General features: G+C 68.8%; 7 protein-coding genes. All 7 read left to right on the top strand.

Going from position 1 to position 12,250, the window contains the following annotated elements; genetic code table 11:
• The first annotated feature begins 27 nt into the window (after positions 1–27).
• The 7 genes from tssH (at position 28) to tagH (ending at position 12,215) form a co-directional block, all read left to right on the top strand.
• On the top strand, positions 28–2,727 hold the full coding sequence (tssH, locus tag AC3A6G_RS19860; RefSeq protein ID WP_487874401.1) for a type VI secretion system ATPase TssH: 2,700 nt from the start codon (positions 28–30) through the stop codon (positions 2,725–2,727).
• A 35-nt stretch (positions 2,728–2,762) separates the two neighbouring features.
• Positions 2,763–5,576: a type VI secretion system Vgr family protein gene (locus tag AC3A6G_RS19855; RefSeq protein WP_487861351.1), complete on the top strand. Its 2,814-nt coding sequence runs from the start codon at positions 2,763–2,765 to the stop codon at positions 5,574–5,576.
• 26 nt (positions 5,577–5,602) lie between these two features.
• The gene (locus AC3A6G_RS19850) at positions 5,603–8,200 is read left to right on the top strand and encodes a DUF2169 family type VI secretion system accessory protein (protein WP_487861352.1); all 2,598 of its coding nucleotides are present in this window, start codon (positions 5,603–5,605) and stop codon (positions 8,198–8,200) included.
• Positions 8,201–8,216: 16 nt separating this feature from the next.
• Entirely contained in the window at positions 8,217–9,269 is a 1,053-nt protein-coding gene (locus tag AC3A6G_RS19845) for a pentapeptide repeat-containing protein (protein WP_487861353.1), read from the top strand.
• A gap of 47 nt (positions 9,270–9,316) precedes the next feature.
• Complete coding sequence (locus AC3A6G_RS19840) at positions 9,317–10,006, top strand: DUF3540 domain-containing protein (RefSeq protein WP_487861354.1); 690 nt, start codon at positions 9,317–9,319, stop codon at positions 10,004–10,006.
• Between the two features lie 8 nt (positions 10,007–10,014).
• Entirely contained in the window at positions 10,015–10,410 is a 396-nt protein-coding gene (locus AC3A6G_RS19835; protein WP_487861355.1) for a DUF4150 domain-containing protein, read from the top strand.
• Between the two features lie 140 nt (positions 10,411–10,550).
• Entirely contained in the window at positions 10,551–12,215 is a 1,665-nt protein-coding gene (tagH, locus tag AC3A6G_RS19830) for a type VI secretion system-associated FHA domain protein TagH (protein ID WP_487861356.1), read from the top strand.
• Positions 12,216–12,250: the final 35 nt, after the last annotated feature.

Raw genomic sequence — 12,250 nt, 5'->3', positions numbered from 1 at the left:
TCGTCTTGAAGAGATACGGAGTCCTCCATGAGTGAAATCAGCCGCACAGCCCTTTTCGGCAAACTGAATGCGCTGGCCTACAAGGCCATCGAGGGCGCGACCGTGTTCTGCAAGATGCGCGGCAACCCCTACGTGGAACTCGAGCACTGGTTCGCCCAGCTGCTGCAGGCGCAGGACTCGGACCTGCACCGCGTGATCCAGCACTACGGCCTCGACGTGTCGGTGATCGCCAAGGACATGACGGCCGCGCTCGACCGCCTGCCGCGCGGCGCCACCGCGATCAGCGACTTCTCGCCGCACATCGAGAACGCGATCGAGCGCGCCTGGACCTATGCCACGCTTCAGTTCGGCGAGGCGCAGGTGCGCACCGGCTACCTCGTTGTGGGCATGCTCAAGACGCAGAGCCTGCGCAATCCGCTGTTCAACCTGTCGAAGCAGTTCGAGAAGATCAAGCTCGAGGACTTGTGCGACAACTTCGCGAAGATATGCGACGCCTCGCCCGAAGCGCAGATGCGCGCGCAGGACGGCACGGGCTTGGGGCAAGGGGCGCCCGGCGAAGATACCGGCGCGATGGCGCCGGCCGCGATGGGCAAGGGCGACGCGCTCAAGAAGTTCGCGGTCGACCTCACCGAGAAGGCGAAGAAGGGCGAGATGGACCCTGTGACCGGGCGCGACGAGGAGATCCGCCAGATCGTCGACATCCTGATGCGCCGGCGCCAGAACAACCCGCTGCTCACCGGCGAGGCCGGCGTGGGCAAGACGGCGGTGGTCGAGGGCTTCGCGCAGCGCCTGGCGCGCGGCGACGTGCCGCCGCAGCTCAAGGACGTGAAGCTGCTCACGCTCGACCTTGGCCTGCTGCAGGCCGGCGCAAGCATGAAGGGCGAGTTCGAGCAGCGGCTGCGCCAGGTGATCGACGAGGTGCAGAGCTCGCCCACGCCGATCATCCTTTTCATCGACGAGATCCACACGCTGGTGGGCGCGGGCGGTGCGGCCGGCACCGGCGACGCGGCCAACCTGCTGAAGCCCGCGCTCGCACGCGGCAACCTGCGCACCATCGGCGCCACCACCTGGGCCGAGTACAAGAAGTACATCGAGAAGGACCCGGCGCTCACGCGGCGCTTCCAGGTGGTGCAGGTGCCCGAGCCCGACGAGACCAAGGCGATCCTGATGCTGCGCGGCGTGGCCAGCGTGCTCGAGAAGCACCACCGCGTGCAATTGCTCGACGAGGCCATTGAGGCGGCCGTGAAGCTGAGCCACCGCTACATTCCTGCGCGCCAGCTGCCCGACAAGGCCGTGAGCCTGCTCGACACCGCCTGCGCGCGCGTGGCCGTGTCGCAGCACGCCACGCCGCCCGAGGTGGAAGACTGCATGCGCCGTATCGAGGGCCTCACGGTCGAGCAGGAGATCATCGGCCGCGAGGAGGCCATCGGCATCGACGTGACGAAGCGTGCTGCGCAGGTGGCGACGCTGCTCGACGAGTCGAAGACGCAGCTCGTGGCACTCAATGCGCGCTGGCAGGAGGAGAAGGGGCTGGTCGACCGGCTGCTCGAACTGCGGGCGAAGCTGCGGGGTGGGAACAAGCCGGTGGACGCTTCACTCCCTCCCCCACCGGGGGAGGGTGGGGGTGGAAGCGACAACCGCGCGGCGCTGCTTGAAGAGCTGCATGCGCTGCAGGCGAAGATCCACGTTGTGCAAGGCGAGTCGCCGCTGATCCTGCCCTCGGTCGACGAACAGGCCGTGGCCTCGGTGGTGGCCGACTGGACCGGCATCCCGGTCGGCCGCATGGTCAAGAACGAGGTCGAGGCGGTGCTCAAGCTCGCCGACACGCTGAACCAGCGCGTCATCGGCCAGAAGCACGGGCTCGAGATGATTGCGCGCCGCATCCAGACCTCGCGCGCACGGCTCGACAACCCGCAGAAGCCGATCGGCGTGTTCATGCTCTGCGGCACCTCGGGCGTGGGCAAGACCGAGACCGCGCTCGCGCTGGCCGAGGCGCTCTACGGCGGCGAGCAGAACATCATCACCATCAACATGAGCGAGTTCCAGGAGGCGCACACCGTCTCCACGCTCAAGGGCGCGCCCCCGGGCTACGTCGGCTACGGCGAGGGCGGCATCCTGACCGAGGCGGTGCGCCGCCGGCCCTACAGCGTGGTGCTGCTCGACGAGGTCGAGAAGGCCCACCCCGACGTGCACGAGATCTTCTTCCAGGTCTTCGACAAGGGCTGGATGGAGGACGGCGAGGGCCGCATGATCGACTTCAAGAACACGATCATCCTGCTCACCACCAACGCCGGCAGCGAGCTCGTGATGAGCATGTGCCGCGACCCCGAGCTGCTGCCCGAGCCGAACGCGCTGGCCGATGCGCTGAAGGCGCCGCTCATGAAGGTGTTCCCGCCCGCGCTGCTGGGGCGCATCGTCACCATTCCGTACTACCCGCTGTCGCCCGAGATGATGAAGAAGATCGTTCGGCTGCAGCTGGGCCGCATCAAGAAGCGCGTGGAGACGAACCACGGCGTGCCCTTCGAGTACAGCGAAGCGGTGGTCGAACAGGTGGTCGCGCGCTGCCAGGACCCGGAGTCGGGCGGGCGCGTGATCGACGCGATCCTGACCAACACCGTGCTGCCCACCATCTCGGTCGAGTACCTGCAGCGGCTGGCGTCGGGCGGCGAGATCCGCCGCGTGGCCCTGGACGTGAAAGACGCCGACTTCACCTACGCCTTCGACTGATTCGCAGCTTCCGAGGCTTCCCACAAGAGAACCCCATGGCCGACCACGCGTTCCGCATCGAATCCGATTCACCCGCCAAGGACGACCTGATGTTCTGGCGCATCGTGGGCCACGAGGCGCTGGCGCGCCCTTCGACCTACGAACTCACGGTGCTGTCGACGAACAAGGCGATCGATGCCACGGACATTCTCGGGCGTGCGTTCGACGTGGTGATCGAGTTCGAGGACGCCGACGGCGGCGGGCACGAGCGGCACTGCCAGGGGCATGCGGTGCGCTTCGTGCGCAGCGGGCACGTGGGCCGGCATTTCGAATACCGCATCACGCTGCGCTCGTGGTTCTGGCTTTTGACCAAGCGCACCAACTCGCGCATCCTGCAGGACAAGAAGGTGCTCGAGGTGCTCGACGCGGTGTTCGAGGACAGCCCGATCAAGCGCTTCAAGAAGACCAAGGCCGGCAACGTGATCGGCACCCACACGCCGCGGCGCTACTGCGTGCAGCACCAGGAGAGCGACTACCAGTTCCTGTCGCGCCTGCTCGAGGACGAGGGCATCTACTACTGGTTCGATGCGCACGATGCGCCGGGCACCATGCACCTGTCGGACGCGAGCGACCTGGCGCATGAGAAGCTGCCGGTCGTCGACACGCTGCACTACGCGCTCGACGGCGCGAGCGAGGCGCGGCACGCAGAGATCACGCGCTGGGTGAGCGCGCGCCAGTTCGACACCGGCAAGCAGGCGTCGCGCGACAGCGACTTCAAGGCGATCAAGAAGAAGCTCAACCTCGAGATCGATGCGAGCGACGACCACGAACTCGCCGACTTCGAGGAATTCGAATTTCCCGGCGGCTACTTCAACGGCGACGACGGCGAGAACCGCACCAAGTGGCGCGGCGAAGAGCTCAATGCGCGCCGCGACCGGCACTGGGCCCTCACCAGCTGGCCCGACGTGGCCGCGGGGCGCAGCTTCAAGTTCGAAGGCGATCCCGACGGCACCCGCAACGGCGACTATGTCATTGCGGCCTGCACCTTCATGGTGAGCCACCACGGCTACGAGAGCGTCGACGCCAGTGCCGCGGCGCCCCGCCATGTGCATGCGGTGCTGGCCGAAGCGCTGCGAGACGATGCGGTGAACGCCGACACGCTGGAGGTGCTCGAGGACCTGATCGCCGGCACGCCCGTGCTCAACACCGCGCAGCCGGGCGCCAGCGCGTTCCTGATCACGGCGCTGCCGATGGAGCGCGCCTTCAGGCCGCCGCGCCTCACGCCACGCGTGACCATGCCGGGGCCACAGACCGCCATCGTGGTCGGCCCGGCGGGCGACGAACTGCACGTCGACGATCACGGCCGCGTGAAGGTGCACTTTCATTGGGACCGCTACGACGAGAGCAACGAGAAGTCGACCTGCTGGGTGCGCGTGTCACAGCCGTGGGGCGGCAAGGGCTGGGGCGGGTATTTCGTCCCGCGCATCGGCCAGGAGGTGATCGTCGACTTCCTCAACGGCGACCCCGACCGGCCCGTGATCGTGGGCCGCGTCTACAACGACGACCAGCCGATTCCCTACAAGTCGCCCACGCAGAGCGGCTTCAAGACCCGCTCCACGCCCGGCGGCGGCCCCGCGAACTACAACGAGATCATGTTCGAGGACAAGAAGGGCGCCGAGAACATCAACATCCATGCCGAGCGGAACATGAGCCGCAGCGTGGAGCTCGACGACTCGACCTCGGTGGACCGCGACCAGTCGGTGACGGTGAAGCGCGACCAGACCTCCACCATCGTGCGCAACCGCAAGACGACGGTGGAGAACAACGACACCACGGAGATTCGGCAGTTCCAGAAACTCACGGTCGGCAAGAACCAGGACAACCACATCGTCGGCTACCAGACCACGAACGTCGACATCGACCATGCGCTGCTGGTGAAGGGCCATCACAAGATCCAGGCCGACGGCAACCGCACCGACATCACGGGCGGCAACGAGACCCGCACCGTCATCGGCACGCAGACGGTCACGGTGCAGGGCGGGGTGAAGTACAAGGCACCGACCATGCTGTTCGAAGCCGGCCACATGGAGTTCAAGGTGACGGGCGCCAATTCGATGAAGATCGATGCCAACGCCGCACCCTATGCGGCGGCCTTCCAGAAGTACACGCTGGTGAGCAACACCGAGCTCAACATGGTGGCGGTGGGCAACATCAACACCGTTTCCGTGGGCTCGAACACCACGGTGCTGGGCCCGAACTCGAGTGGGTACATGGGCATCAACACCGACTTCAATCTCGGTGTGACCCGATCGACCTTCATGGGCCTGAGCATGGACAACGCGCTGGGCGTCGCCATGTCGAACTTCCTGGGCCTCAAGGTCGAGAACACGCTGGCCATCAGCATGGGCTCGGTGGCGGGACTGAACATCCAGCGCGACGGAACCTCGGTGCGGCAGGCGCCGTTGCATTCGATCATGCCCGGCGCTGGCGCCGGCAACGGCGACCCGGCGACCGCCTTGATGGCGAAAGCGGGGACTGCCGGGGCGGTCACAAGCCTGGGCTACGGCGCCGTGTCCTATCTCAGCGGCGCCGCGTCGTTCGGCGAGCAATACAACGATGCGCACAAGCTCCTGACGGAAATCCTGTCGAGCAATGACATCGACAAGATTCCGGGCATGCGCGGGCGTCTCACGCGCATGCGCAGCATGGTGGGCGAAAACCGCGACGATGCAGTGGTGACGGTAGGGACCTTGGGCGCGGGCGGCGTGATCTACGCGGCCCTTGGCTTGTTCCCCAATGCGATCGGCACCGAGCGCGAGGCCGGCGACCTGCTGGACCGCGACGACGCCGGCAATCCGACGCAGGAGTGACGCGAGCTCCACCGCGCGAGGCCACCATGCAAGTCGTCAAACCCCAGGCAGTCTGCCTGACCACCCGTCCGATCGAGTACCGCAAGCGATTCGGCCTGTGCGTGACAGCGATGCTGCACGTTCCCTTTGCTCAGGCCGCCGGCGGGACGCTCTGGGGCGAGCAGTCGGCATGGAACTTCATCGGCCACGAGATGTCGGTGCCGCTGGTGGACGAGGGGGTGGCCAAGCTCACGTCGGAGTTCCTGGTGCACGGCAAGGCCTTCGCGCCGAAGGACGCGCGGGGCGCATGTGCCGTGCGCGCGCGCGTGGGCAGCCGCAGCAAGAGCCTGCTGGTCTTCGGCGACCGCCGGTGGGAGGGCGTGAACGCGACCGCGCCCGCCGCGTTCGACGAGATGCCGATCGAATGGGCGCGCGCCTGGGGCGGGCCCCCGGAGCCGGGCAATCCGGACGGCGTCGGGGCGGCGCCGCAGGATGGGGTCCACCGGCTGCCGAACATCGAGCTGCCCGGCGATCCGCTGCGCCACCCCGACCAGCGCGTGGTGCCCGCAGGCTTCGGCGCGCGCGGGCCGATGCATCCCGAGCGTGCACGCTATCGCGGCACCTATGACGCGGACTATCTGAAGATGCACGCGCCAGGCTTCGCGCCCGACCTGGACTGGCGCTACTTCAACCTTGCACCGGCGGACCAGTGGTTCGATGCGCCTCTGCGCGGCGACGAGCCCTTCGCATTCGATCACATGCACCCGCAGAAGGCGTCGGTCGAGGGGCGTCTGCCCGGCCTGCGCGCACGCGTGTTTGCCGACTATCGCGCCGCGGGCGCCACCGCGCCGCGCCTGCGCGAAGTTCCGCTGCGCCTGACGACGGCCTGGTTCTTTCCGCATGCCGAGCGGGCGCTGCTGCTGTTCCAGGGGCTGGCCGAAGTGGCGCGGGACGATGGCGGCGACGTGCACGGACTGCTCGGCGCCGTCGAGCGGCTCGACGCGCCGCGCCCTGATCACCACTACCTCGACGCGCTCGCGCGCCGCGCCGATCCGCGCTGGGGCGGCATCGAATGCCTGGACGACAGCGACCTGCTGCCCGAAGGCCTCGATGCCGTCGACCCGGAAGCCGAGCGCGCTGCGGAGGCATTCGCGAGCCAGGGCCTGCAGGCCGAAGCACAACGCCGCCGTGCGGAAGTCGACGTGGCACTGGCACGCGAAGACCTGCGCGCCAGCGGCCGCGACCCGGACGCCCTGGGCGTGGTCATGCCCCCGCGCGAGACGCTGCCCACGCCGGCGCAGCGCGTCCCTTTTCTCAAGAAGAAGATCGTCGAAGCCGAGCAGCAGCAACTGGCGGCCATCGACGACGTTCTCGATGCCCTCGAAAGGGCGGCGGCCTCGTCCAAGGCGCATAAGGCGATGAAGCCGTTGCCGCACCGCGGGCCGCCAACGTTCAACGCCGACGTGGCGCTCGAGCGACTGCAGGCGGCCAACGCCGGGGCGACCGGCACCTTCGATCTGTCAGCCACGCGCGCCAAGCTGCTGCAGCAGGAAGCGATGGAGCGGGTGGGCTACCTGCAAGGCGCGCACGAGCAGTCGCCCGCACCTGCCATGGCGCCAGCGCAGGCGGCCACCCTGCGCGACGGGTTGAAGCAGGCGCTTGCGGGCGGGTTGCGCTTCTTCAGTGGCATGGACTTCACCGGTGCCGATCTCTCGGGCCTCGATCTGCGCGGCGTCAACTTCGCGGGCGCCTGGCTCGAAAGCGCAGACCTCACGAAGGCCAACCTGTCGGGCGCGAACCTCACTTCGGCGGTCCTGGCGCATGCCAGGCTCGACGGTGCCATCGGCATTGGCACTGTGCTGCGCGGTGCGAACCTGGGCCGTACCCGGTGGCAGGGCGCGGTGTTCGACGAGGCCGACTTCAGCGACACGCAACTCTCGCAAGCGGACCTCGGCGGCCTGGCACTGCGCCGTGCTCGCATCAAGGGCGCAATGCTCATCGGCACGCGCTGGGAGGGCGCCGATGCGCACGGCCTCCAGGCCCAGGAGCAACTTTTCTATCGCCTGGCGCTGCCGGGCCTGCGGCTCGGCGAAGCCGGGCTGGCGGGGTGTCAGTTCGTCGAGTGCGACCTCACCGGGGCGGACTTCCGCGAAGCGAATCTGGCGCAGGCCAATCTCGTGACCTGCCAGCTCGAAGGCGCACGCTTCGGCGGCGCGACCGGCGGCGGCATGGTCTTCGCGCAGCATTGCTCCTTGGCCGACGCGGATTTTTCCGGGGCGCGGATGCAGGGTGTCAATTTCGGCGGCTCGGACATGTCCCGTGCGCGCCTGGTCGGCAGCGTGGTCGACGGCGCCAACTTCTGCGAAGCCCTCCTGCCGGACAGCGACTGGCGCATGGCTTCGGCCAAAGGCGCCCTGCTGCGCCGCACCGCGCTGCAGGGCGCGCGCCTCGCGGGTGTGAACTTCAGCGACGCGATCCTGCAGCATGCCGATCTGCGCGGCGCCGATCTGCGCAACAGCAATCTCTTCGGGGCCGACCTGTCGCGTGCCCGGCTCGATGCTGGCGTGCGCTTCGAAGGCGCGCTGCTGAAGCGCGCGCGCACCTGGCCGCGGCTCACGCCCGAACAGCACGCTGCCGGCGCATGAGGACCTCGAAATCAAGATGAACGCGACCACGCTGGTACTTGCCGTGCTGCTCGGCGAATCGATTCCCGACCTGGACCTCTCGGGCGGCCACTTCGCGAACGCCAGCCTGGCCGGTGCCTTGTTCGATCGCACCGATTTCTCCAAGGCCGACCTGCGCCGGGCCGACCTGCGCGAGGCGGTCTTCAATCAGTGCGACCTGCGAGGGGCATTGCTGGGCGGTGCGCGGCTGCAGCGCGCCGTCTTCAATCAATGCCAGATGGCGCACGCCGATCTGCGCGCGGCGGCCCTGCACGCGGCCGTGCTCAGCGAGTGCGACGCATCGCATGTCAACCTCACGGATGCCGACCTGAGCATGCTCGCCTGCACCCGCTCACGCCTGGACCACGCGATGCTGCGCGGCGCGCTGCTCGATGCCAGCGTGCTGACCGAGAGCAGCCTGCTCGACGTGGGGGCGGAGAACACGCGCTGGGTCCACACCACGGTCGCCGGTTGCGACCTGCGCCATGTCGGATGGCAGGGCGCCACCCTGCTGCGCACCGCGTTCTCGACGACCCAGCTCGCGGGCGTCTCGTTCGAGGGCGTGGCGCTCGAGAGCTGCCAGTTCGCAGGCGCCGACCTGCGCGGCGCGCTTTTCAGCGGCGCCGCGCTGCGCCAGTGCAACTTCCAATCGGCCAAGCTCGACGAGGCCCGCTTCGACCGCATCGATGCGCCGCTCGCACTCTTCTGCGAAGCCGAGGGGGCGGGCGTGGATTTCAGCCACGCCAAGCTGGCCCAGGCGCTGTTCACAGGTGCCCGCCTGCCGCAAGCCAACTTCAGCGCTGCACAGCTCTACCAGGTGCACTTTGCAGGCGCGAGCCTTGACGGCGCACGGTTCGTTGGCGCCGACCTGACCTATGCCGATCTGCGCCACGCCAACCTCCAGCGCGCGGACCTGAGCGACGCGACCCTGGCCCGTGCCTGCCTGCACCGCGCGAAGACCGACGACGCCCGGATGGACGACCGCGCGCGGGCACTGGAGACCGACGCCGACCTCGCGCAGGCCGAGGACTGGCGGCCTGTCCCGGTCTGATGTTCGCCTGCCGATGCCGCTCGATTTCTTTTGATGGAAGTGCTGCCATGAAGACCACCTCTCGCCACACACCTCGCAGGGCCGACGCCGCGCTGCACCGAAGCCGCCCCGCTGCTGCCGTCCAACCGCCCCACGCCGGCCATCCCGAGCACTGCTGGACCGCGCTGCTGGAAGCAGGCGACGACGGTCAGCCATGCATCCGGAACGGCGAGGCATTCACGCGCGTTCGTACGGCGGCCAGTTGCCTGCTCGCGCCCATCGCCGGGGACACCGTGCTGTGCTTCGGCGCTGCGCCGGACGACGTCTGGGTGCTGGGCGTGCTGGAGCGCTGCGCCGGCGCGCAGGAGCGCCTGCTTCAGTGCAGCGGCGACACGCGCTTCGTCGTGGAAGGTGGCCGGCTCGCGCTCGAGGCCGAGCAGCTGCAGATGAAGTCTTCGCGCCTCGAGATGCGGGCCGACACCGCCGCCGTGTCGATCGACGCGGCCGAGTACGTCGGCGAGCGCGTGCGCCTGATTGCCGGCACGGTCAAGCTGGTCGGAAGCGTGCTCAGCACCGTGATGGACCGCGTCAACCATTTCAGCCAGCACTACCTGCGGACCACGCGCGGGCTCGACCGCGTCAGCGCCGACCACATCGAATGCGATGCCGCGCAGCTGCTCCACTTGCGCGGCGAGCATGCGCTCATCAACGGCGCGAAGCTGGTGAAGACGCGCGGCGCGCAAATCCATTTCGGCTGAGGACGCGCATGTTCGCCAACTGCCAGATGATGGGCACGGACATGGGGTTCCCCGACGTCTGCATCACGCCCGCTGCGCCATCGCCGATTCCGGTCCCCTATCCGAACATCGCGATGGGGCCGATGGCCATTCCGAACTGTCCGACCATCCTGTTCATGGGCACGCCGGCCCACAACCTCGGCACGACCATTCCGATGACCAACGGCGACAACGCGGGCGTGCTGCTCGGCGTGGCCTCGGGAACCGTCATGGGCCCGAGCCGGCACCTGACGGGTGCGTTCACGGTGTTGCTGAACAGCATGCCCGCCACCCGCCTGACCAGCACCTCCTTGCAGAACAGCACCAACTGTCCCGGCGTGCGCACCGTGCCGAGCCAGACGCTCGTGCTGCTGCTGGCGCCTTGAGGCACACACGTCATCGCGGCCACGGCATATCTCTTCCGGCGAGATTGCCAATCCGCGCACTGGAATGAATACTCCTTCGGACATCTTCGCCCGCGCGCGCACGGGCTGTATTCGGGCCTAGCTGCCCCGAGGGCCGATTCATGATCCATATCGCTGTCATCACCCGGCAAGGCGCTGCGGCAGGCCCGGCCATCGCCGCCGACTTCGGCCCCAACGGCGGCACCATCGGCCGCGCCGAAACCAACACGCTCGTGCTGGACGATCCCGACCGCACCGTCTCGCGCGTGCATGCGCAGGTGCTGTGCCGCGATGGCCAGTACTTCATCATCGACCGCGGCAGCAACCCGATGCAGTGCAACGGCGTGTCGCTGGGCGCGGGCAAGGAGGCACCGCTCAGTGATGGCGTGCGGCTCGTCATCGGCAGCTTCGAACTCGGCGTGCGCGTGACGGCCGCGATGCCGCCGGCACTTGCCATTCCCCACACCGTGGCACCGGGTGCGCCCGCACCGGCAGCGCCGGCCAGCAGCAGCGACGATCCGTTCGCCGACCTGCTCGCGGGCCTGGGCTCGCCGGCCGCCGCACCCGCTGCCGCCCCGCACGCGAAGGCGCCCGCGTCCGCCGACCCGCTGCTCTTCCCCGACCCGATGGCCACCGGCTCGCGCAATGCGCAGGCAGCGCAGGTCGATCCCTTCGCCGGCCTGCTCGGCGCCGATGCGGCGTCGGCGCCGGCCGCGGGCATGGGCGCGCTCGAAGATTTTTCCGACCTCGGCGCGCCGCCCGCGCACGGCAAGGCGGAGGGCATCGACGCGCTCTTCGGTGGCACGGCGGGTGCCGGCGGCATCGGCGGCGATCCGCTGGCCCTGTCGCCGCTCGCCGATCCGCTGCTGCAGCCGAACACCGCATCGTCGGCCGACCCGCTCGCGGCGCTGCAGCGCCCGGCGCCAGCCACGCCGACCCCACGCGCCGACCACCTGCCGATCGACCATTTCGGCTTCACGCCACCCAGGGCCGTGACGCCGCCGCCCGCGCCGGCCGAACCGCTGCTGCCCGCGTTCGACGACATTGCGGACCAGCCGATCCGCATCAGCGGCCCGGACACCCCGGCGCGCGAGCTGCCGCCAGCGCCACCGCCGGTGTTCGCGCCCGCGCCGGTGCCACAGCGTCCTGTTGCGGCCGCCACGGAGCGCTCCGCCACCGACGACGAGCTGCTCGCCGCCTTGCTGCGCGGCCTCGGCAACCTGCACCAGCCGCCCGCGGTGCTCACGCCGGGCCTCATGGAGCGCATCGGCACCCTGCTGCGCAGCACCACGGAGGGCACGCTGCAGCTGCTGCTCACGCGCCAGGAGTTCAAGCGCGAGGTGCGCGCCGAGGTCACGATGATCGCATCGCAGGCCAACAACCCGCTGAAGTTCTCGCCCACGGTGGAGGTCGCGCTCGCGCACCTGCTGGGGCCCGGCGTGCGCGGCTTCATGCCGGCCGAAGCCGCGATGCGCGATGCCTTCGACGACCTGCGCGCGCACCAGTTCGGCGTGATGGTGGGCCTGCGCGCGGCGCTCGCGCACGTGATCGCGCGTTTCGAACCCGACGAGCTCGAAAAGAAGATCAGCGCCAGGTCGGCGCTCGATTCGCTGTTCGCCGCCAACCGCAAGGCCAAGCTCTGGGACCAGTTCGTGGCGCTCTACGGCGGCATCGCGAGCGAAGCGGAAGACGACTTTCACAACCTCTTCGGCAAGGCCTTTCTCGAAGCGTACGAAGAACAGATGGCGCGGCTCAAGGCCGACGCCGCCACGCCCCCGGGCCGCTGAGTTTTTGCAGCACAGCAACCAGACAAGCAAGAGGC

This window comes from Variovorax sp. Soil_C_26 (assembly GCF_057657075.1).
This window is presented reverse-complemented; position numbering and strand designations above follow the sequence as displayed.

Bases quoted from the DNA above. Each gene is read 5' to 3' on its own strand.
- AC3A6G_RS19835 (WP_487861355.1), top strand. From the start codon at position 10,015: ATGTTCGCCAACTGCCAGATGATGGGCACGGACATGGGGTTCCCCGAC.
- AC3A6G_RS19855 (WP_487861351.1), top strand. From the start codon at position 2,763: ATGGCCGACCACGCGTTCCGCATCGAATCCGATTCACCCGCCAAGGAC.
- AC3A6G_RS19845 (WP_487861353.1), top strand. From the start codon at position 8,217: ATGAACGCGACCACGCTGGTACTTGCCGTGCTGCTCGGCGAATCGATT.
- tagH (WP_487861356.1), top strand. From the start codon at position 10,551: ATGATCCATATCGCTGTCATCACCCGGCAAGGCGCTGCGGCAGGCCCG.
- AC3A6G_RS19840 (WP_487861354.1), top strand. From the start codon at position 9,317: ATGAAGACCACCTCTCGCCACACACCTCGCAGGGCCGACGCCGCGCTG.
- tssH (WP_487874401.1), top strand. From the start codon at position 28: ATGAGTGAAATCAGCCGCACAGCCCTTTTCGGCAAACTGAATGCGCTG.
- AC3A6G_RS19850 (WP_487861352.1), top strand. From the start codon at position 5,603: ATGCAAGTCGTCAAACCCCAGGCAGTCTGCCTGACCACCCGTCCGATC.